The sequence below is a fragment of the Streptomyces sp. NPDC007808 genome (assembly GCF_042868655.1).
In the GTDB taxonomy this organism is placed as follows: Bacteria; Actinomycetota; Actinomycetes; order Streptomycetales; family Streptomycetaceae; genus Streptomyces.
Map to the genome: position 1 here is coordinate 213,114 of NZ_JBIAEQ010000011.1, position 20,780 is coordinate 233,893.

18 protein-coding genes are annotated in these 20,780 nt (G+C 68.2%); 3 read left to right on the top strand and 15 right to left on the bottom strand.

Features of this window, described 5'->3' with window-relative positions:
• The first annotated feature begins 108 nt into the window (after positions 1-108).
• Both ACFYNL_RS35850 and ACFYNL_RS35855 read left to right on the top strand, forming a co-directional pair.
• A complete protein-coding gene (locus ACFYNL_RS35850) occupies positions 109-294 on the top strand; it encodes a hypothetical protein (protein WP_388811315.1) in 186 nt (61 codons plus the stop codon).
• 73 nt (positions 295-367) lie between these two features.
• Positions 368-556, top strand: coding sequence for a hypothetical protein (locus ACFYNL_RS35855; RefSeq protein WP_388811318.1), 189 nt, complete (start codon positions 368-370; stop codon positions 554-556).
• 1,380 nt (positions 557-1,936) lie between these two features.
• Here the strand turns inward: ACFYNL_RS35855 and ACFYNL_RS35860 are convergent.
• A complete protein-coding gene (locus ACFYNL_RS35860; protein WP_388811321.1) occupies positions 1,937-3,055 on the bottom strand; it encodes a hypothetical protein in 1,119 nt (372 codons plus the stop codon).
• Positions 3,056-3,294: 239 nt separating this feature from the next.
• The gene (locus tag ACFYNL_RS35865; RefSeq protein WP_388811324.1) at positions 3,295-4,032 is read right to left on the bottom strand and encodes a hypothetical protein; all 738 of its coding nucleotides are present in this window, start codon (positions 4,030-4,032) and stop codon (positions 3,295-3,297) included.
• Positions 4,033-4,888: 856 nt separating this feature from the next.
• Between ACFYNL_RS35865 and ACFYNL_RS35870 the strand changes: the two genes are divergently transcribed.
• Complete coding sequence (locus tag ACFYNL_RS35870; RefSeq protein ID WP_388811327.1) at positions 4,889-7,078, top strand: hypothetical protein; 2,190 nt, start codon at positions 4,889-4,891, stop codon at positions 7,076-7,078.
• A 114-nt stretch (positions 7,079-7,192) separates the two neighbouring features.
• Here the strand turns inward: ACFYNL_RS35870 and ACFYNL_RS35875 are convergent, their stop codons facing one another.
• From ACFYNL_RS35875 to ACFYNL_RS35935, 13 genes are all read right to left on the bottom strand, one after another.
• Positions 7,193-7,624: a DUF2087 domain-containing protein gene (locus ACFYNL_RS35875; protein ID WP_388811330.1), complete on the bottom strand. Its 432-nt coding sequence runs from the start codon at positions 7,622-7,624 to the stop codon at positions 7,193-7,195.
• A 52-nt stretch (positions 7,625-7,676) separates the two neighbouring features.
• Positions 7,677-8,882, bottom strand: a complete 1,206-nt coding sequence (locus ACFYNL_RS35880) for a hypothetical protein (protein WP_388811333.1) — start codon at positions 8,880-8,882, stop codon at positions 7,677-7,679.
• A gap of 44 nt (positions 8,883-8,926) precedes the next feature.
• Positions 8,927-10,048, bottom strand: a complete 1,122-nt coding sequence (locus ACFYNL_RS35885) for an MFS transporter (protein WP_388811336.1) — start codon at positions 10,046-10,048, stop codon at positions 8,927-8,929.
• 64 nt (positions 10,049-10,112) lie between these two features.
• Positions 10,113-10,421 (bottom strand): hypothetical protein, encoded by a 309-nt coding sequence (locus ACFYNL_RS35890; protein ID WP_388811339.1) that lies wholly within the window; start codon positions 10,419-10,421, stop codon positions 10,113-10,115.
• A complete protein-coding gene (locus tag ACFYNL_RS35895) occupies positions 10,418-11,341 on the bottom strand; it encodes a hypothetical protein (RefSeq protein WP_388811342.1) in 924 nt (307 codons plus the stop codon). The genes ACFYNL_RS35890 and ACFYNL_RS35895 overlap by 4 nt, the downstream gene beginning before the upstream one ends.
• Positions 11,338-11,985: a hypothetical protein gene (locus ACFYNL_RS35900; RefSeq protein WP_388811345.1), complete on the bottom strand. Its 648-nt coding sequence runs from the start codon at positions 11,983-11,985 to the stop codon at positions 11,338-11,340. The genes ACFYNL_RS35895 and ACFYNL_RS35900 overlap by 4 nt, the downstream gene beginning before the upstream one ends.
• Positions 11,986-12,642: 657 nt before the next feature.
• Positions 12,643-15,384: a fumarate reductase/succinate dehydrogenase flavoprotein subunit gene (locus tag ACFYNL_RS35905; RefSeq protein ID WP_388811348.1), complete on the bottom strand. Its 2,742-nt coding sequence runs from the start codon at positions 15,382-15,384 to the stop codon at positions 12,643-12,645.
• Between the two features lie 11 nt (positions 15,385-15,395).
• Positions 15,396-16,202, bottom strand: a complete 807-nt coding sequence (locus ACFYNL_RS35910) for an ABC transporter ATP-binding protein (protein ID WP_388811350.1) — start codon at positions 16,200-16,202, stop codon at positions 15,396-15,398.
• Positions 16,186-17,130, bottom strand: coding sequence for an ABC transporter permease (locus ACFYNL_RS35915; protein WP_388811353.1), 945 nt, complete (start codon positions 17,128-17,130; stop codon positions 16,186-16,188). Before ACFYNL_RS35915 ends, ACFYNL_RS35910 begins: the two co-directional genes overlap by 17 nt.
• Positions 17,127-18,473 (bottom strand): ABC transporter substrate-binding protein, encoded by a 1,347-nt coding sequence (locus ACFYNL_RS35920; RefSeq protein ID WP_388811356.1) that lies wholly within the window; start codon positions 18,471-18,473, stop codon positions 17,127-17,129. Before ACFYNL_RS35920 ends, ACFYNL_RS35915 begins: the two co-directional genes overlap by 4 nt.
• A gap of 16 nt (positions 18,474-18,489) precedes the next feature.
• Positions 18,490-18,717 (bottom strand): ferredoxin family protein, encoded by a 228-nt coding sequence (locus tag ACFYNL_RS35925; RefSeq protein WP_388811359.1) that lies wholly within the window; start codon positions 18,715-18,717, stop codon positions 18,490-18,492.
• A 33-nt stretch (positions 18,718-18,750) separates the two neighbouring features.
• Positions 18,751-19,539, bottom strand: coding sequence for a GntR family transcriptional regulator (locus tag ACFYNL_RS35930; RefSeq protein ID WP_388811362.1), 789 nt, complete (start codon positions 19,537-19,539; stop codon positions 18,751-18,753).
• A 290-nt stretch (positions 19,540-19,829) separates the two neighbouring features.
• Positions 19,830-20,729: a TauD/TfdA dioxygenase family protein gene (locus ACFYNL_RS35935; RefSeq protein ID WP_388811365.1), complete on the bottom strand. Its 900-nt coding sequence runs from the start codon at positions 20,727-20,729 to the stop codon at positions 19,830-19,832.
• Positions 20,730-20,780: the final 51 nt, after the last annotated feature.

Here is a 20,780-nt window from a genome sequence, read left to right on the forward strand (position 1 = left end):
CAAGTGTGCAAATCTCACGGGTGCGGCACGGGATATGTGCTACGCATCACTGTTCAAACCAGTGTGATCCAGCCTCTAGGAATCTGGTACACAACGAAAGGATTCATCATGGAATTCCACGTATCCGGCGATGAGCGTCGCCCCGAGAAGGCGTCGCTGCAGCTCCCCCTGCAGGCCCCGCCCGTCGACCGAACGGGGACTGCGCCGAGCGGCAGCGCGATGGGCGCGGCCGGCATCGAAGCCAACGGCCTGTTCGATCTGGCGATGCCGCTCATTTCCTCGCTCTTCAAGTGATGGGACGGGTTCTGGCTGAGGGCCACAGCTCTCAGCCAATCCCCCCACGACCAACGTACGGAGAGGCGCAACCATGCTTGAATCCCGCCTGACCGGCGACCAGCAGGAGACTTATCCGCGCCTGGAGCTCCCGCAGCAGGCACCTCCGATCGACCGGACCTACGCAACACCTGCGGTCGGCGACACCAACTCCGCTGGTGTCGAACCGAACATCCTGCCATTCCTCCCGCCCATCCTTGCTGGGCTGGGAGCCCTCTTCTGAGGGGACGAGGCCGCCACTAGAACCGCAGGGTGGACGTCAGTGCACATGGCGCCCGCCCTGCACGAATATCCCTCCGACACTGCCTAGGAATAATCATGGTGCTCTATCTCCCGACTCAGGGAGCGGTCGACCGCAGTACGTACGAACCATACGTGAGGCGAATCGGTCTCGCTGAGAAAGAAGACCCTCCAGGTTCTGGTACGTGGGTTGTCGTCGCAGTACGAGAAGGGGAGCCGCCTCCGGCGTTCAACTACGGCACGGATGTGGGAGATCCCGGACCATGCGTCAACCGTGACGCGAGAGGATGGTGTTGCGACTCTCCCGGGGATTGCTCATGGATAGGACTGGTCTAGGTTTCGTCGGACCCACACTCCGCGGAATTGGCCGATCACTTCGAAGGTGGTCCGCCCTCAAGTGTCGGCGTCGACGCCGGTTCTGCTCAGCGCGTGGCGAAATCGCCAGAGTTGAGCTCCGCAAGAAGCAAGAAGCAAGAAGCAAGAAGCAAGAAGCCACTCGTGTCCGTGTGATTCATCCGAGGCGAGAGAAAGCCAGAGGAGCATGATCATGAGGAAGCAGGATGGGCGTGACGAGGCAAGGTGCCAGCCGTGCGCCATTCACATGCCTCAGCAGACGCCGCCCGTCGAGCGCAGTCAAACCACGGCTGCAGGTGCCACCGGTACTACGCTGGGCGTCGAAGCGAACATCGTTTCGCCACACCACTTTGACTGGGACAGTAAATGGATAGGAGGAGGCTTCAACCCCTACGTCGTCTACTGACGGTTCGCGGGCTGCGCGTTCGTATCCGATCCGCACCAGCCTCAGCGGTGGACGTCAGGCAGGTCGACAAAGTCGAGCCACAGTCTGTCAGTTCCCTTGGCCCAGGGCGCCCCCATGGCCGAGCCCTCCTTTCCGACCGCTGTCGGGGAGTCGTACGACACGGTCATCGCCGAGTACGTCGAACGCGCCCCGCCTCCAGCTGGGGATGGACCGTGTCCCGCGCGATGCCGGCGGGGTTCGCTGAACTCGTGCGGACGGCCGGCCAGGGACCAGTCGTAGACTCGGGCCTGCGGCCCCGGCCCATCACAGTGCACCTGGCCCGGCTGGGGTGTCCGCTTTCGGCGTCGATCTGTCACCCAAGATGATCGCGCCGGCCCGCCACGCCTATCCGGACTGTGGTTCACCGAGGGCTCGGCGACGGCCCTGGGAACAGGCTCCGACGTCTCAGCCGATGAGCTCAGCGCCTGCGGGCCGAAGGGGCGGTGTCGGTCCCGGGCCGAAATCCACGCGTTGCTCGCCTGCCTCGTCGCCGCTCGGCTCGGCCAAGGCGGTCGTCGCAGCACCGCTGTGTACAAGGTGCCGGGGACATCATGTTGTCTACGCTCACGCCCGCTCGCCCTGTTCGTTCACCGGTGCTGCCGATCCGGCACGGCGCATCCGGTGCCGCCGCAGGGGTTGCGTCGCCCTGTCCCTTACGAGGAACAGGTGCACCGCCAGGGGGAGCAGGAGAAGGGGCAGGGTCGCCCACAGCACCCCGGGCAGACGGAACCGGCCCAAAGAGGTCAGAGCGTTGGCTTCGTACCCGATGGTCACGTACGCGTCGTCCCCGACGGCCCGGGTGTCCAGGGAGACCAGGGTCGGGTCGTTGTCGTCTCCGGGCTTGTAGAAGCCGTAGAGCGCGTAGTAGCGCCCGTACCGGGACCAGCCCTCCGCGCTGAAGTGGACCGTGACGTGCTGACCGTGTTCGAAGACGGAGGATGAGCCGTTGTCCGGCTGGTTCCAGGTGATCCCGCACGCCATTTCCTCGTTGCCCGCACATCTGGCGGGCAACGCCATGCGCACGGGGTGTCCGTAGCGCATGGCGTAGCCGGCCGAGTCGTGGACCGACTCTGAGACCGCACCGAATACGGCCATCAGTACGGCGACGGCGACTGGCACGACGGTGAGCGTCACCTGAGCTCGGACCAGAGCCAGAATGGAGGTGGTGGCCGTACCAACGCCAGCCACGGTGATCAGGATCCACGCCGGTCCGTGAGCCCGTGGCTCGGTGACCAGGGCGCCGACGCTCCCGCACGCCGCTGCCAGCGTCAGCGCGCCCGACACGTGTACGGCCAGCGGCAGACCGCGTACACCCTTGGCGTACCGGACGACCGGTACCGCCGCCACCATCAGCACGCAGAGGGCGGCGATCGCCCAGACACAGCCGTTGTCGGGTCCGGGGTCGGCAACTGCCAGTTCCACCAGGACGATGGCCAACGCGACGATGAGGATCACGCAGCAACCCGACGTAGCCTCGCTGTCCCAGCCGCTGCCGGTGGCCGACGTGTCCTTCTCCAGGGTGACGCGATCGGCAGTTGTGCCGGGCCGAGCGGGAGGGCCGGACGGGAGCTGCTTCTCACCTGTCTCCGTGTCCCCTGTCGCCCACACGGCAAGTACTCCCACGAAGGGCACTCCGACCAGGGCTGTCGCGATCGCCACCAAGATGCCCTGAGCCACTGTCATGTGTCGCCTCGCCCTTTGCTCGCCGTCCGGATCGTCGGAGATCCCAGCCTGTCAAGGGCCGGACACAGGCGAGCATCAATGAGGAGAGAGACAACCGGTTCGAGGGACGCGGACCGCGAGTCGGCCGTCGAGCAATGCGCAGGACTTGTGGATCGGTTCCGGGAGAGCATGCGGACGGCGTGTCTTCCCGAAGACCGACAGAGGTGGGCAACTGCGGTCCGGTCACATGTGACTAGTCATCACATGTGCTGCATCCACACGTTGGGCTCCACGTAGGTGCCCTGGTCGCTGTCCTTGTCGACGTGGAGCAGGCTGAGGCCCTGCGGGATGACGTAGTCGCCCGGCTCCGGGAAGGCCATGCCCGTCCACTGCTCCCACTCGGAGACCGTGCCGGTCATCGTCTGAGAAGCGGGGGCGGCGGCGATGATGCGCGCGCCGAGACGTTGGTGGGTGCGGATCCACGGGTCGAGCGAAGTGCCGTCCGTGCGGGTCCAGCCCATGAACGACTCGATAGGCGTCAATGGGTACTGCGACTTCAGGGTTGGGCGGACGGGGGCGATCACTCGAGGCCAACTGTGCTCCACGGCGAGTTGCCGCAGCGCAGCGAGCGTCCTCCCGGCCAGGCCGCGGCCCTTGAGGGAAGGTGTGACCACGGCGCCGCAGATCACCAGGGTGTCGGGTTCAATGCCCTGCTCGCGGTTCTCAACGGCGCGAATGGCAGCGTCCGTGTAGCCGGAGGGCAACGTTTCCGCTTTCCCGTCCCAGCGGATCGGCATCCCCCAGCCGGCGGCGACCGGCGCGCCTCGCTCGTCGACCATCATGAGGTTGAGCTCGGTGAACCACTTCCTGATCCGGCCGATGTACTGCTTGATCAGCCGGTCAGCGGTGATGAACTCCGGGAACCCCTCGCTGAAGAGCTCCTCCAACTGCTCGTCGGGCCACTCGTGCGCGTCAAATAGCTCGGTGATCAACTTCATGGGCTGTGTGTAGCGCATCTCAGCTCACACTGGCTAGGCGGACGGCGCTGCGATGCGCTGCAACGATGTCCGACCGACTGGGGCTAACTCAGATCAGAACTGGAGGCGAAACTCAGGTCCTCCTGGGTGGCATCACACGCGATCCACAACACTTGACAATGGCTCTCGACCCGGCTGGCGCTGCACTCAGCGATTCTCGTAACTCCGGCGTGTTCACGGCGCTCGCGGACACGGCCGTGGCCGACGTGTCGCCTCGCAGGGCGCCGTGACCGGAGGGACCGGCCCACCCGCCTCTCCGACCAGCGGCGCGACCCATCGCTGCAAGCCGCCGCTCCGCAACGGCCACCGAACCCGCGCCGTCCTTCACGCGGGCGTCTTCGGATCTACGACATGCCGCCGTGGTCAGCTATCGGCGTGACCGCCTCGGCTGTCTTTCAGACCTTCTAGAACTCCTGCACGAGCACCAGCATGCTGCGTGACCAGCAGGAAGTGGTTCTTGACACCTACAGCCCCGAACCGGAAGCGTACGCATTCCGAGACATCACTGTCCGTACCGGGAACGGTCGTTGAGCCCTTCACCGGAACGGGCATCTTCATCGCGACTCACCGCGTATACGGGGGATGTGTCACCGTGACCCACCGCACTCGGCACCGCCTGACGACAACCGTCGGCTCCGTCACCGCCGCCTTAGCCCTCACTCTCCCGCTTGCGGGCAGTGCGGCATTCGCGTCGCCCTCCGTGGTGGCCCGCCCGAGCGCGGGCCGCCCGGACACCGCCGTCGCACCTGCCTCGGCGCCTGCCCTGCCGGCCGATGTACCGGACAGCGGGAAGCTGCCGTACTACGAGGACAAGCTCATGAAAGAGCTTCTGATGATCCGGCTCGCCATGGAGAAGGGGCAGGCGGGCAAGGCGTTCAGCGAGTGGTCCAACGTGGCCTTCGCCCTCGTCGACCCGAGCGGCCTGAGCGAGGAGCAGCTGGACGCCATCGTCGACAACCCGCCTTCGGGCAGCGGGCCGCTGGTCGTCTACCGGAAGGTCGACCTCTTCGAGTTCCGCGACTACCTGCCCGAGGGGGCGTACCAGCGCGTGCGCGACGCGGGCCTCGACCACCTGCTGATGGTCGGCGGGATGAGCTTTCCCAAGCGCCAGAACTCCGGCTCCGACGAGACCACCGACCCCGGCAGCCACTCCGAGACCCTCGTCCTGCGCGCCCTGGAACGTCTGATGACCGACCCGGACTACGCCGACGCCTCCTTCGACGAGTTGACCTGGGCGTCGGAGAGGGCGTTCTGCCAGCAGTGTCGCAAGCTCGTCGACGGCGCCGCCCGCCGCTTCTTCTCCTACGACTACGACCTCACCGACGCGGAGGTCTCCGAGCGCAACCAGAAGATCGCCGTGGCGATGAAGAAGCACACCACGGACGAGGCCCGGGATCGGGCGGTGAGGGCGATCAACGCCAAGTACAAGAAGATCGCGTCCCGGCGAAACGAGGCGACCCGGTTGCAGCTGGGCAAGGACATCCGGTGGGCGAGGGACGATTACGGAAAGGAGCAGCGGCGCGAGAAGGAGTATCAGGAGGCGACCAAGGACACCATGAAGGTCCCGTCCGCCCCGTGTCCCGGCGGCGCCGTCAACAACGCCTCACTGCAGAGCAGTTCGTCTGTCACCCTGGCGAACCCCGCGGTCTTCACCCGCTCCGGTGCTCCGCTGGCCCAGCCCTGCGACGAGGATGAGGGCGCATCCGCACCGCGCAGCAGCGGCCTGGCGAAGGCCCTGGCCGATCCGGCCTCCGCACCGGGCGGCATCGACTTCACCACCCTGGAGTTGCGTTACCTCTCCGACGCCGGAAAGGGACTGCAGTACGCCTTCAGCGCAGGTCCCGGCGGCCCGAGCACCGAGAAGAACTCGGCGGCGGGCGTAAAGGCCGCGAGGGAGAGCTCGGACGCCTTCTTCGTCTGGCTTTCGATGCCGCGCTCCACGTTCTGGGTGAACCTCAATCCGACCGAGCCGGATCGAATCGTCGACGCGGATCTGGGCCGTACCGACGTGGGCCGCATCATGCTCCAGGCCGACCTCCAGCTGAAGAAGACGACGGCCGCCCTGATCCATCCGAAGACCGAGCTGGGCAAGAAGTTCTGGAACCGGATCGGCGGCAAGTGCATGTCGTTCCGTACCTGGATCGTGCCCGGTCAGGCGCGCGTCAACGATCAGGGCGACCAGCTCTACATCCTCGACGCGCCGCTGGAAGTGAAGATGGAGTCGCAGCGCCTGTCGGGGGAGGGCAGCTCAGGCGCCGCCTCCTGCAAGGACAGCAGCGACCCCGGTGCCGAGAAGCGCAACGAGGAGACGTTCCGGGACCTGATCCTGCCCGGCATCGAGCGGGCCGTGAACCACGCATCGCAGTACGCCGATCTGCGCCGCGTCTATCTCTCCAGGGTCGCCGCGGAGTGGTACCGCCAACGCGACACCCAGCGGCCGTCCACGTACGGCGACCTCATCGACCGGGGCGACGTGAGCCGTTGGGAGACGCGGACCAAGTGGAAGCCGCGCGACACCTTCGACGCGTACGTGCGCTCGTACAAGCAGGGCGAGTTCAAGGTCGACGAGCGCACCCGCAAGGGCAACTACGTGTACACGCGCACCTACATCTACGGCGGAGTCGACCTCTCCCGGCTCCAACTGCAGAAGGTCGCCTCCGCCGACGCCTTCCGCGAACGCTGGGCGGGCATGCAGCAGGACACCGCCCGGTCCGCTCAGGAGGCCCGCCCCGCCGCCGACGGCTCGCACATCTGGATGGGCGGCGACAACTCGCGGGCCGACGAGGGCGGTTCCCGAGGTGAGAGCGGCAAGAGGTCGGGCAAGGGCTACGGCGGCGGAGGCAGCGACAAGGGCGGCCAGAACTCCGCGCAGTCCGCCGGGAGTTCGTCCGGCATCCTCGGCGGCTGGAAGCTGCCGCTGCTGGTCGGCGCCGGGCTGTTGGTCGTCGTGGTTCTGGTTCGAAGGCGGGCAGGACGGATGCGGCCGGGGCCGGGCCGGCGCAGGTGAGGCGAGAGCGCCCCCACGGACGAAGGCGCCCCCGCGGACGAAGGCGCTCCCCCGGCCGGGGGAGCGCCCCTTGCCGAAAACGCGACACGCATACGGCGCGGAGCCCAGGCGCTGTCAGACGCGGGGTCGTCGGACGTGGGAGGCGAACCACGCCGCCTCCCACTCCAGCACCTCCGGGAGCTCCCCGGGCAGCCGCGCGGGGACTTCAGCGGTGAGCCGGTACCGGCCGCTGTGGCGGACGACATAGCCGTGGTCGATCAGTGCACGTCGCAGGGCTGCGAAGTCGTCGTGTGCGCCCTGCAGGAGTGCGTTCACCTCCGGCTCCTCGTAGACGCGACTCGGCTCGAAGAGAGACGCGAGTTCGAGAAGCACGGCCACTCGTGTCTTGCGCTTGGCGGGAAACCGGCGGAGTCGCCCGTCCCGGAAGAACCGGTCGGCGACGACCTGATGCTCCAGCCGACCGGAGGGGTCGGGGTCGGGGGACCGGCCGTCGCGGCGGGCCGTCGGATCCGGAAGGTGAAGGTTGCCCTCGATTCTGCCCGTCACTGCTTTCTGCCGCCTTCCCTGTCAGGTGCTGTCATTACGGCACCGCTTCGCATCACTGACCGGCGGTCTGAGCATGCGGTCCGATCACTCCCCACTTGGCCAACGACTGGAGAACTCGACCCAATGTGGCATCCGGAGCCAGGTCGCCGACCTTGACCGTGCCTTCGTCCACGAGGGAGGCGAGGGCGTCGAGGAGCCCACGGTCGAAAGGCAGTTGAGCCACATGACCGTTGCCTCCGAGCATCATCCATTCGCGCGACTGCGAGACATACCATTGGAGCCCGGCCGTGGGGAGCAGAGAAACCTCGGCGGCAAGTCCGACCGGATCGCTCACGGGTCGTGGTACGCCCAGTCGGCTGCTCGTCTCACGTCGCAGCGCCGACTCGGCCATCCACCGCTCCACATCCCCCTGACTGACCAGCCGCCGCAGCGTGTTCAGGTTGTCGGCGTCCTCCACGGCGAGCGTCGTCGCACCGTTGATGCCGACAGGCGCCCGCTTGGGCCCCTTCGAGTTCAGCGCGCGCCGGACTCGGTCGACGATCTTCCCGGTGTCTCGGCAGTCGTCCCAGAAAGCCAGGTTCATGTTCAGGCTGACTTCGTCCGGCGACTCCGCGACGTGGTACGTGTCGTAGGGGAAGTAGGCAATGCGATCCGGCAGGTTCCTCAGCGGAGTCGACCGGTCCCGGAAAGCGTTGTACTCAGGCCACTTGGCTCCGGCGACCTCCGGTACCGACGAGGGCCACGTGAGCATCACCTTCCCGGGGCGTACGGTGAAGGCGAAGTTGTCGGCGTAGTCGACGTGGGCGCCCGTGTGGGTCCATTCGTAGCGTCCTACGAAGCAGTCGATGTCGACCCTGCCACCCGGCCGGTGCCCGAGCACGTGGGCCATGAGGTCGGCGAAGGCCTTGGCGAAGTCCCAGAATTCGGCATTCACCGCCGGTAGACCGAAGTAGGCGGTGTTCCAGAATCTGCCGGCCATCTTCGTCTCGATCCGCTGGATGTAGGCATCCATGTCCGCGTCGAGATCCGGGTCGAACATCTGGGATGTTTCCAGGGAGTCCGAGCGCTGCCCGTCGATCACGGTGACGGCCTCGGCATGGCCCGGTGTCTTCGACGCCCCACGAGCAGCCTTCAAGAACTGGTTCAGACAGTCAGGCAGAGCGTCCACCGGCGGTGTGACGGAACACGTGGCCAGCTCGGCCACCTCACGCCGCCAGACCTTGGTGACGAATTCCGGGCTCGTAACGTTCAGCACCATGGTTCCCTTCCCGGGCCCGCTCGCGGGCATGACCGTTCAACACATCAGGCGATTACGCGAACCGACTTGGACGCTCGCATCAACATCGAGAAGTACAGTCCCCCGGCGAGAAGGCAGACTCCTGAGACGACCGCCAGCAGAGTGGGAGCGTGGCCCGGACGCAGGATGAAGCCGACCGCGAAGCTCAGGAACAGCGACGCGTTCAGGATCCAGTTGAAGGCCGCCCATGCATGAGCCTGGCCATCGGCCGGCACACCCGACCAGATGATGCGGGAGAGACAGAGATTGAAGAGTCCGTTACCGATGCCGCCGACAGCGAAGGTGACGGCGGCGAACCAGAAGGGAACTCCGAGGCTGGGCAGACCGAGTGCCACCGCCACCAGGATGTTGGACAGCGGCAGGAGGGCCCGTATGGACGTGAGGCGCTTGGGGGTCACCGCCGCTGTGATCATCGATGCGATGGCCCAGCAGGCCATCACGGTGCCGAGGCCTTTGACGTCGTAACCGGGGGTACTGGCCAGCATGAAGGGGCCCGACACTCCCTCCAGGCTGGTCGTGACCAACATGACGACCAGGCAGACAAGGCCGGCGACTCCGAACGCGCCCGGGGCCCGCAAGTAGCCGAAGCCCGCCATCGCTCTCCGGTTGCTCTTGCCGTCCGCTTCCGGGACCCGTGGTGCCCAGGCCGCAGCCAGGACCAGCAGGAAGGTCAGGGCGTTCAGCGCGAAGGTCGGTCCGGCGCCGGACAGGCTCACCACGACACCGGCCAGGACCATGCCCGCGGCACCGGCGCCGGCCTTCGTCACGCCCCACGCCTTGGCAAGTTCGGCCTGTCGCCCATCACTGAGAGCATGCAGCAGCGAACGGGAGAACGGCATGGTCAGCGCCTCGCAGGAGGCCGCGACCAGGACGCAGGCCAGCACGACGACCGTGTTGTCGGCCAGCGCGGCGGCGATCACGAAAGCCACCACCTGACCGATCAGACCGGCTCGCCATGCTGTCCGTGAGCGAATCCAGTTCCGGGAGCTGACCACCGGTGTCAACGCCAAGATCGGGACGGTCTGGGCAGCCAGCACCGCGGCGAGGAAGGTCGTGGACCCTTCCTTCACCGCGATGAGTGCGTACGCCACTTGAACGAGCTTGTCGCCGAACTCTGACGCCGCCATGACGAGGAGGAGCTTGACCAGCCCTGCTGGGTAGTTGGCGGATCGGGCTGACAGCAAAGGTGCCTCACACTCGGGGGATGACTGGTTTTCCAGGACTTGGCGGCGTGGGGGGGCAGTCCCGCGGACCGATGAAGCCCAGGGAGTCCAGGGTCTGTAGGTGCCGGTCGAACGTGGCTGCGACATCGGCGAGTTTGCCGGCCGCCTTGCTCACGAAGAGGTCCCGTGCCTCGTCGATCGACTCCGAGCGCTGCACACACCCCAGAGCGAACGCCGATGTCGGCGTGAGAAGTACGGTGGCGGCGGGGTCCTTCAGGAAGGCGAGGACGTGTCGCCGCGTCGACAGGGTGGTGAGGCGGACACAACGCGTTCTCATGCGCGAACCTCCCGCATCGCCTTGAGGCTGCTGTCCAGCCACTCCACCAGGACGCGTCCGTCCTCCCCGAGATTGTCCTGGTGAGGAGAGGCCAAGAGCTGATCGAGCATGAACCGGGCGCGCACGGTGGGTACTTCGACCTGTTGTGCCGAAGGGCCTATGACGCTGCGCCGGAATCCGGCGAGGTGCACATAGACGTGGCATGCCGAAAGGAGTCGCCAGGTGCTGAAGTACCGCTTGGTCGGCTGCTTGACCGACCAGGGCAGCAGGGTCGTCGCCGAGGTGTCCTCGGTATAGGACGGGACGAGCACATGCCGAACCTGACGGGCGAGTTCGGTCACGTCGTGCAGTGACTCGTGCAGGATGGCGTCCGCGAGTTCCCAGGTGTCGCGCTCCAGCATGTGGTGACCCACGTAGATGACTTCGGGGGTTTGTGACAGATACATGCTCGGCACAGGGTTCTGCACGACGATGCCGACGCTCACGAACGGGAGGACCCCGGCGGCGACCCGGGGGAACGCCTCGCCCAATAGGTCGACGGCCGCCGTCAGAGACTGCCGCGACGTCCGGTCCAGGGGATGCGGGTGCGGCCGGCCGAGGCCCATGCCCTCGAAGGCGAATTCCACCAGGTGGGCGAGATCGGCCCATGGGGCACCGTCGCCCCCGCTGTCCACCGGCCCGGTCTCGAACGTCGATCGCGGCAATGCGTCGAGCGTCGTGCCGACCGGAAGGCTTGTGATCAGCCGGCCGTACCAGGCCGCTCGGGCCACCCGAGTCGCTCTGGACCCGTGCGCTGCCGGAGCCGGGGCCAGCTCGTAGATCTCCGACCAACCGTCGAGCAGGGCCGCGCGATCCCGGAGCAGGGCCGCGCCGTCGAAAGCGGGGGGCGTCTGCGCGAGTATCTCCTGAGGCGCCGTCATTCCCGTGGCCTTCCCATGCCGACCGCCAGCAGGACCACCTCTTCCCCTTCGGGCAAGGGCGGACGCCCGTGGGGGGTGTAGCTGGCATGGAAGAACACGGACTCGCCGACGCGCAGGTCCGTCGCCATGAACTCGTCGTCCGCCCCCCAGAAATAGGTGGCCGTGCGGGACTTCTCGGAGACCTTTATCCGTCGCAACATCGTGAGCAGGTTGAACTCGTACTCCAGTTGGTCGTCCAAGTGCATCGGTACCCAGTTGGACTTCTGGTAGTAGAGCAGGAGAGCCTCGTTGTCGGGCCGGAAAGCCAGCCCGTGCTCGGCTGCGAGGCGGTTGATGACATCACTCTCGGTCACAATGGATTTCACGGCGTCGGGGGCCTGCAGCACATGGCGGCCCATGTAGTCCCGCGAATCCCCCTTCGAATCCATGGCTATCTGGAGGAGGTCGGCTGTCTGCTGCTCACTGAAGAGCGTGAACTGGGAGTAGACCGTCGGTCGGATCCGGACACGGTCCTTGAGCTGACTCGCGATGAAGTCTGCTATCGCAGCGCGTGGGGTACCCCGCCGCGGCAGTCGTCCGGATGGTGTCACCGTGTTCAGTTGGAGAGACCACTCGGTCAACTCCGGATCGGTAATACGAGTCACTCGGCCCCCTCTCAGTGCACTGGATGAACGCCGGCAGGTCCCGGGTCGAAAACCCGGGACCTACGCGGCATCAGTTGTAGAGCGGGTACTGAGCGACCTTGCGGTCCGCGAGCTCGCACACCTCGCCGGCCTCGGCGGCGTCAGCCTCGTCCAGCAGCTCTACCAGCTCTTCGAATTCGACGTTGTTCATGGTCTTGCTCCTTCCGTGAGAATTAGCCTTCCCATCGGTGGAGTCCGAAGCCCCCAACCAGCTGTCACCCTAAGAAGTTCATCTGTGTACGGTCAAGCAAATGCCTATCGCTCGTGCGCCCGTTTCGTTCCGTTACGAACGGATGTAAAACAGGCTTTGTGGTGCCAATGACTGGATTCATCGATCGCTTGGCCGAAAATGCGTCACCTCGGCCGCATGGAATCAGAATTCACTCACCTCACTTTGTCGCCCCTTTCCCTGTCGTGCAGGATTCCGTATTGCAAATCCTCCCGATGGGTTTGCGGGCTCGCGAGAACTGATGGGTACGCAGAAGGGAAGCCGGCCGTGGACCGTTGGCGAGAGAGAGCCGTCGCTGTTCGGGCGGGTGTGGCGATCGCCCGTGGCGCCGCCTTGCGCGACGCCGAGTCTGCGGGCCCGGACGCTTCCTGGCCGCACGACAGGTCGGTTCACAACGCCCGCGCCGCATAGGCCCTGACGTCCGCGTCCGAGTCCGTCGTCGCGGCGACCAGGGCCGTTCGGGCGTCCTCGACGGTACGGTGCCGGGTCAGGGCCAGCACGGCGGCCTTGCGGACGTCGCCGTTCGGGTCGGTGAGGGCCTTGGCGAGGGCCGGCACGGCCAGGTCGGGTTCCGCGGCGGACAGAGCGGTGGCGGCACCGGCCCGTACCTGCCAGGCCAGGTCCGACAGGGCTGCCTCGGCGCGTGTGGCCAGGGCGTCCGGGCAGCCCGTCGTGCCCAGAGCCTCATAGGCGGCCCCACGCACCAGGGCGTCGGGATCGTCGATCAGCGCGGCGAGGGCCGAGCGGGCCGGGTCCGAGTCTGTGCCCAGGGTGGCCAGGGCCTTGGCGATGGCGACGCGGACCTCGCGCGACGGTTCGGTTGCTGCCGCACCGGCCAACTCGGCGGCGGCGTCGACCGACACCAGCGCGCGCACGGCCGCGATACGGACGGTGATGTCGGAGTCCGACAGGGAGAGGGCGAACAACTCGGCGTCGCCGAGCCGCAGGGCACGCAGCACGTCCAAGGTGGCGGCACGGACGGCGGGGTCGGTTTCCGACAGGGCGGCGCCGAGGCCGTCGCGCAGGGCCGGTTCCGGTACCAGCGTCTCGACCAGTTCGCGCAGTGAGGCGACTGCGGCGGCACGGACGCCGGCGTCGGGATCGGTGAGCGCCGCGGCCAGGGCCGGGCCGGTGCCCGGCGGCACGGTCTCCGTCAGGACCGTGACGGCCGTCCGGCGCACACTGGGCTCGGGGTCCGACAAGTACGCGGAGAGTACGGAGAGATCGGGCTCCTCCTCTGCGAGAGAGAGGAGTTCGAGCAGGCGAGGTGTGGCCGGCGCGTCCGCCTCGGCAGAAGAGCGCGCGGCCGTGTCCGACACGGTGGGTTCCTGCCGCAACGCCACCGGCGCCGCTTCCCGGGCTCCTGCCGTCGCCACATGTTCAGGGTGGACCACGCCGAGATGCCGGGAAGGGCCGCCGGCCGGGGTGAAACCGTCGACCGGGACCAGGTAGGGGGCCACGGGACGAGCCGTGAACTCCATCGCCCCGGAAGGCGACTTGCGCAGGTCGAGGTGGTGGAACCAGGACGTGTCGTCGCGCTGGGGATGGTCGAGACGGTCGTGGTAGAGGCCCCAGCGGGATTCCGTACGGGCCAGGGAGGCGCGAGCGGCCATCTCCGCGCAGTCGCGGATGAAGGTGACCTCGGCGCAGCGCATGAGTTCGTGCGGGGTGCGGGCGCCCATGGCCGCGATGTCGCCGTGCATCCGCTCGAAGGCCTCCACGGCCAGGGACAGGCGGGCGCCGGACTTCGGCGGAGCCACGTAGTCGTTCACGAAGCGGCGCAGCTTGTACTCGACCTGGGGCTGGGGCGGGCCGTCCGGGTTGCGCAGCGGGCGATAGATCAACTCGTGCGCCTCGCGGAGCTGGTCGGCGGGCAACTCCCCTTCGTACGCCCTGTACCGGGAAGCGTCCGCGCCCGCCAGATCGCCGAAGACGAATGCGCCGATCATGTAGTTGTGCGGCACGCAGGCCAGGTCCCCGGCGGCGTACAGGCGGGGGACAGTCGTACGGGCGCGGTCGTCGACCCGTACGCCCGAGGCCGAGTGGCCCCCGCACAGTCCGATTTCGGAGATGTGCATCTCGATGTCGTGGGTGCGGTAGTCGTGGCCGCGGCCCGCGTGGAACGTGCCGCGAGTCGGCCGTTCCGTCGAGTGCAGGATCGACTCCAGGGCAGAGATCGACTCCTCCGGGAGGTGGCTCAGCTTCAGGTACACCGGCCCGCGGTCGCTGGCCACCTCCGCCGCGAACTCGGCCATCATCTGGCCCGACCAGTAGTCGGAGTCGACGAAACGTTCGCCGTGCCGGTTGACCTGGTAGCCGCCGAAGGGGTTGGCGACATAGGCGCAGGCCGGACCGTTGTAGTCCTTGATCAGCGGGTTGATCTGGAAGCACTCGATGCCGGTGAGCTCGGCGCCCGCGTGGTACGCCATCGCGTAGCCGTCGCCCGCGTTGGTCGGGTTCTCGTACGTGCCGTAGAGATAGCCCGACGCGGGCAGTCCGAGGCGGCCGCAGGCACCGGTCGCCAGGATCACGGCGCCCGCGCGCACGGTGACGAAGGCGCCCGTGCGGGTGTTGAAGCCCGCCGCTCCGACGGCCCGCCCTTCCTTCGTCAGCACCCGCACCGGCATCACCCGGTTCTCGATGCGGATCTTCTCCCGCATCTCGCGCCGCCGCAGCTGCCGGTACAGGACCTTCTTGACGTCCTTGCCCTCCGGCATCGGCAGGACGTAGGAGCCGGAGCGGTGGACCTGGCGGACCGCGTATTCGCCGTGTTCGTCCTTCTCGAACTTCACGCCGTAGGACTCCAGGCGCTGCACCATGGCGAATCCGCGGGTGGCGGTCTGGCGGACCGTGGTCTGGTCGACGATGCCATCGTTGGCGCGGGTGATCTCGGCGACGTAGTCGTCGGGCTCGGCCCGGCCCGGGATGACCGCGTTGTTCACGCCGTCCATGCCCATGGCGAGCGCGCCGGAGTGGCGGACGTGGGCCTTCTCCAGCAGGAGCACGTTCGCGCCGTGCTCGGCTGCGGTGAGCGCGGCCATGGTGCCCGCGGTGCCGCCGCCGATGACGAGGACGTCGCAGCTGATCTCCTCGGCGTCGGCGAGGGCCGGGATCTGCAGGGGGGTGTCCACCGGGGTGCCTTTCAAGAACCGAGTGAGGTGAGGACTTCGCGCCGCAGGGCGATGCGCCCCGGATCGTCGTGCGCCGTACGGTCGCGCGGGCGCGGCACTTCTCGTACGGCGAGGAGGCGGCCGGAGCCGAGCAGGGCCACACGGTCGCCGAGGAACAGGGCCTCGTCCACGTCGTGGGTGACGAAGACGACGGTCGCGCCCGTGCCCCGCAGCACCTCCACCAGCAGGTCCTGCATGCCGGCGCGGGTCTGGGCGTCGAGGGCGCCGAACGGCTCGTCCATGAGGACGGCGTGGGGCGCTCCCGCGAGGGCGCGGGCCAGCTGGGCACGCTGACGCTGCCCGCCGGACACGCGATGCGGCAACTGCCGGGCCTGCTCGGTGAGTCCGACCCGGGCCAGCCAGGCCTCCGCCTGCGCTCGACGTTCGGCTCGCCGTACCCCGCGTACGGCGAGCGGGAGTTCCACATTCGCCCGCAAGGTGCGCCAGGGGAGCAGGGCGTCCTCCTGGAAGACCAGGGCGCGTTCGGCGGAGGGGCCGGTCAGGGACTGGCCGTCCTGGCTGATCTCTCCGGCGATCGGGGGCAGCAGGCCCGCGAGCGTGCGCAGCAGGGTCGACTTGCCGCAACCGGAAGGGCCCACGACCGTGAGGATCTCGCCCGGCGTGATGTCGAGGGTGATGCCAGTCAGGACGGGGGCGTCGGGGCGGCCGAGCGTGCCGGCGCGGAGGGTGAGCCGGGTGCCGCCTGAGGGGGACGGTGCCTTGTCCGCCGTACGCAGGTCGGTACGCAGGTCGGGCGTGGTGTCAGACGAGGTGCTCATCGCGTGCCTCCTCGGCGTCGGAGGACTGGTCGGTGGGTGCGGCGGTGGGGGCCGGCAGGGCTCGCGCGAGCGTGCGGGGTGCGGTAGGGCGGGCCGTAGGGCGGGCTCCGGGGACGTACGACGTACGCGGCAGCCACCGGGTCAGGCGTCGGCCCAGGAGTTCCACCGCGGTGGAGGTGAGCCAGCCGAGGACGCCGATCGTGACCATGCCGACGAAGACGCCTGGGTAGTCGACGATCGTGTAGTCCTGCCAGGTGCGGTAGCCGACGCCGTACTGGCCGGAGATCATCTCGGCCGAGATCACACAGATCCAGGAGACGCCGATGCCGACCGACAGGCCGCCGAAGATGCCGGGCAGCGCGCCCGGCAGGACGACCGAGCCGAGGACCCGCCACCGGCCGCCGCCCATCGTGAGCACGGCCTCCTCCCACACGGGGGTCAGCGCGCGCACCGCGTGCCGGGTGGAGACCAGCACGGGGAAGAAGGCGGCGGTGAAGGTGATGAAGACGATGCCCTGTTCGTTGGAGGGGAAGAGGAGGATCGCGACGGGGACCAGGGCGATCGCCGGGATCGGGCGGACCACTTCCAGCAGGGGGCCCAGCAGGTCCTCGGCGAGACGGGAGCGGGCCACGAGCACGCCCACCGCCACGCCCAGCACGGCGGCCAGCACAAAGCCGGTGAGGATGCGGGTCAGGCTGTCGGTGAGGTCCGTCCAGTAGTCCGCTCCCAGCAGGCGGTCGGCGAAGGCGTGGGCGACGTCGGTGACCGTGGGGAACTGCGAGAAGCGCAGCCACAGATCGACATCCAGGCTGGTCAGCAGCTGCCAGAGGCCGAGGGCGGCCGCGAGGGCGGCCACCCGCAGCGCATACCGGCCGATCGGCGGGAGCGGCCGCCGGTAGCGGCCCGTTCGCGGGGCGGGCCGGCTCATGCGGCCCGCTCCAGAGCGTCGGCGTAGGTGATGACGCGGGCGCCGCCGTGCGCGGAGACGTACGCCTGCGCGGTCGCCGGGGCGACGAACGGCAGGAGCTGGTCTCCGTCGGCCACCCACACCGCTTTGTCGGCGAACCACAGGGTGCCGGTGGTGGCGTCGGGGACGTAGGCGGCGCGGATGCCGTCGCGGTGCGCGGCCACATACCTCAGGAGGTCCACCGGGGACGCGAAGGACTCGGTCTCCTCGGCGTCCTTCGGCCACGCCTCGCTCGCGGCCACCGGGGGAGTGGCGGTGAGCTGCTTCGCGTAGGACGCTCCGAGGGCCTTCTTGACGTACTGGTCGTCGACGAAGGAGTCCACGTCCACGTCGCCTGTCAGCTTCGCCGCCTTCAGGACCGACACATCCTGCTTGAGCGCGTCGACGAGTTGCGGCTTGAGGGCCGGGTCGAAAGTGGAGATGCCGTGGGCGCCGTTGTAGAGGTAGACGACCTCGGCGGGCAGGCCGGTGGCCTTCGCGACCTTCTCTGCGGCGTCCACGGGGTGCTCCTTGAGGTAGTCGGTGGCCTGCGACTGGGCCTTCAGGAAGGCCTCCAGTACGGCCGGGCTCCTCTTCGCGAAGTCCTCGCGGGCGGTGACGCCGTGGAAGGTGGGCAGGTTCAGCTGGGCACCGTCGTACAGGGCCTTCGCCTTGCCCTGGTAGGCGAGCAGTCCCGGCCAGGCGACGAACTGGGACAGCGCGTCCGCGCTCCCCGCAGCCAGGGCCGACGCGCCGACCGCGGGCTGCTGGTTGAGCTTCTCGATGCCGTCGTTCGGGTCGATGCCGGCGCGTTGCAGGGCCCGTACGAGTGTGCCGTCGGCGGCGGAACCGACGCTCGTGGAGACCTTCTTGCCCTTCAGGTCCTTCAGCGAGGCGAGCTCGGAGTCGGGGCCGGTGACGATGGTGTTGAGGCCGCCGCGGAGGTTGTAGCCGGTGACGGAGACCAGGTGGGTGGGACGGTTCAGCTGCTGGCCGCGGGCGGCGTTGATGAGCAGGGGGAAGTCGCCCATCGAGCCGATGTCGATCTTCCCGGCGGTCATCTGGGCGGTGATGGGGGCGCCGGTGGCGTAGTCCTGCCAGTCGACCTTGTAGGTGCGGCCGTCGCCGAGAGAGTTCAGCTGCTTCTCGAAGTAGCCGAGGGAGCGCAGGAGTGTCCCCGCGGTGACCGTGTTGATGGTCTTGGACTGGTAGCCGACCGTGACCGTGACGGTGGAGCCGTCACCGTCTGCCGCGGCATTGCCGCCGCAGGCGGTGAGCGGCGCGAGAAGCAGGGCGGCGGCTGCGGCAAGCGCTGTGCGTTTCATGGCTGGTGTCGACCTTTCACCGGAGCAGGTAGGGCATGTTGACCGTGACGGCTCCGGTGGGACAGCGGTCCGCGCACGGGCCGCAGTACCAGCACTCGTCCACGTGCATGTACGCCTTGCCGCTCTTCTCGTCGATGGCGAGGGAGTCCAGCGGACACATGTCCACGCAGAGCGTGCAGCCTTCGATGCACTTCGACTCGTCGATGGTCACGGGCACGTCGGCCCGCTGGGGCGCCAAGGGCATGGCTGTCTCCAGGAATGTGCGCGAGCGGGTTGTTTACAGGGACCGGTGCAGCAGACCGCTCATCGAGATGCGGTCGCCGCGGAAGCGGATGAACTCCAGGTCGACCGGTCGGCCGTCGGCGAGGTGGGTGAGGCGTTCCAGCATCAGCACGGCCGCACCGCGCGGTGCCTGCAGCACGGCGGCGGAGTGGGCGTCCGCGTTCACCGCCTCCAGGCTGATCTCGGCGTGGCCGAGGTGCCGGCCGGTGAGTGTCTCCAGGAGCCGGAAGATGTCGGTGTTCTCCAGGTCCTCGCCGAGCAGTGCGGTGCCGATGTCGAGGGGGATGTACGTGAGGTCGAGGGACAGGGGCAGGCCGTTCAGCCGGCGCAGGCGTTCGAGGTAGAGGACGTCGGTGCCGGGTGGGAGGCGCAGGCGGTCGGCCACCGGGGACGGGGCGGGGACGGAGCCCACGGTGCGGACCTCGTTGGTGACCTGGCCGTGTTCCCGCAGCGTTTCCGCCAGGCCCATCAGCCGGTCGAGTCCGTGGGAGTACTTTTGGGCCACGACGACGGTGCCGACGCCGGGGAGGCGTTCGACCAGGCCCTCGGCGCGCAGAAGGTCGAGGGCTTGGCGAACGGTGTTGCGGGAGGCGCTGTAGTCCGCGGCGAGGGTCGTCTCGTGCGGAAGCGCGGCGTCCGGAAACCTGCCGGCCAGGAGTTGGTGGCGCAGCAGGTCGGCGAGCTGGCGTGCCCGGTCCGCACGCAGCCGCCGCCGCGCACGGTGGGCGGCGACGGTGATCGCGCCCTGGCCGGCGTGGTCTCGGATGCGGTCGGCGGGTGGCATGTTTCGAACCATACCTATCTGGTGGGGAAAGCGGTGTTGCTGGAGTGTTGCGCCACCTGACACATGACCAGGTACGCCTCTGACCTGGGGTTTCGTCGGACGGGCGGGAAGATCTGCCAGTGCCGGGCTCCACCAGCGGAGCCCGGACGGGAGGGTAGGGGCACGACGCGCTGGGCCGGCCGCACGGCCCGGCGAACGGGGTGCGTCACGCCATGGGCAGGCCGCCGGGCCGGAGCGGATGCCCCTGCCCGGCGACCAGGTGCGTGGCGGGTGTGTGGCGGGTGCGGGGTTCAGGCCGCGGTCGGGGTGTAGTGGGCGGCGTCGTCGCCCTCGATGACGTGACTGAGGGTGCCGTCGACGCCGGCCGGGACGTCGCCTGCGACGGTCACCCGGTGCAGCAGGCGCGGCAGGTCGCCGTAGTCGTCGGGGGCGTAGTGCTGGGTGATGCGGTTGTCGAACAGGACGAGGTCGCCCGGTGTCCAGGCCACCCGCACGATGTTCTCGGGTCGCGTGACGTACGACTGGAAGATGCGCAGCAGGTCACGGGAGTCGGTAGGGCCGAGGCCCACGATGCTCCGTGCGAAGCCGCCGATGAACAGCCCACGCTCCCCGGTCTCCGGATGGACGCGGACGACCGGGTGCGCGGTGCGGTACTTCCGGGAGACGAACCGCCTGCGGTGCTCGGCGGCCTTCTCGCTCTTGGGAGCGGCGTAGTCGTAGTCGTTGGTGTGCACCGCCCACAGCTTGTCCGCCAGCTCCCGCAGTGGCTCGGGCAGATCCCGGTACGCGGCGGCCGAGTTGGCGATGAGCGTGTTGCCGCCGTAGGGCGGGACCACGATGCTGCGCAGCGTGGACGCCTTGGGGGGCGTACGGACGAAGGTGACGTCGGTGTGCCACTGGTTGGCGCGGATTCCCTCGTCGCCGTCGACCGGCAGGATGTTCGGCTGGCCGTCGACCGAGGGGACGGTCGGGTGCGCGGTGGTCAGTTCACCGAAGAGGGAGGCGAAGCGGAGCTGGCCCGCGTCGTCCAGGTTCTGGTCCCGGAAGACGAGCGCCTTGTGTTCCAGCAGCGCTGAGTTGATCTCGGTGACGACGGCGGGGTCGAGGTCGGTGGAGAGATCCACGCCGACGATCTCGGCGCCGATACGGCCGCCGATCCTGCGGATGTCGAAGCCGGTGCTGGTGGTCATGACTCAATGTCCTTTCGTGTCGTGCTCGGATGGGAGGTGATCAGCCGGGAT

Coding starts and splice junctions, on each gene's coding strand:
- ACFYNL_RS35920 (WP_388811356.1), bottom strand. CDS start 18,473: ATGAAACGCACAGCGCTTGCCGCAGCCGCCGCCCTGCTTCTCGCGCCG.
- ACFYNL_RS35930 (WP_388811362.1), bottom strand. CDS start 19,539: ATGCCACCCGCCGACCGCATCCGAGACCACGCCGGCCAGGGCGCGATC.
- ACFYNL_RS35870 (WP_388811327.1), top strand. CDS start 4,889: ATGAAAGAGCTTCTGATGATCCGGCTCGCCATGGAGAAGGGGCAGGCG.
- ACFYNL_RS35895 (WP_388811342.1), bottom strand. CDS start 11,341: ATGACGGCGCCTCAGGAGATACTCGCGCAGACGCCCCCCGCTTTCGAC.
- ACFYNL_RS35935 (WP_388811365.1), bottom strand. CDS start 20,729: ATGACCACCAGCACCGGCTTCGACATCCGCAGGATCGGCGGCCGTATC.
- ACFYNL_RS35865 (WP_388811324.1), bottom strand. CDS start 4,032: ATGAAGTTGATCACCGAGCTATTTGACGCGCACGAGTGGCCCGACGAG.
- ACFYNL_RS35880 (WP_388811333.1), bottom strand. CDS start 8,882: ATGGTGCTGAACGTTACGAGCCCGGAATTCGTCACCAAGGTCTGGCGG.
- ACFYNL_RS35850 (WP_388811315.1), top strand. CDS start 109: ATGGAATTCCACGTATCCGGCGATGAGCGTCGCCCCGAGAAGGCGTCG.
- ACFYNL_RS35855 (WP_388811318.1), top strand. CDS start 368: ATGCTTGAATCCCGCCTGACCGGCGACCAGCAGGAGACTTATCCGCGC.
- ACFYNL_RS35885 (WP_388811336.1), bottom strand. CDS start 10,048: ATGGCGGCGTCAGAGTTCGGCGACAAGCTCGTTCAAGTGGCGTACGCA.
- ACFYNL_RS35890 (WP_388811339.1), bottom strand. CDS start 10,421: ATGAGAACGCGTTGTGTCCGCCTCACCACCCTGTCGACGCGGCGACAC.
- ACFYNL_RS35925 (WP_388811359.1), bottom strand. CDS start 18,717: ATGCCCTTGGCGCCCCAGCGGGCCGACGTGCCCGTGACCATCGACGAG.
- ACFYNL_RS35860 (WP_388811321.1), bottom strand. CDS start 3,055: ATGACAGTGGCTCAGGGCATCTTGGTGGCGATCGCGACAGCCCTGGTC.
- ACFYNL_RS35915 (WP_388811353.1), bottom strand. CDS start 17,130: ATGAGCCGGCCCGCCCCGCGAACGGGCCGCTACCGGCGGCCGCTCCCG.
- ACFYNL_RS35910 (WP_388811350.1), bottom strand. CDS start 16,202: ATGAGCACCTCGTCTGACACCACGCCCGACCTGCGTACCGACCTGCGT.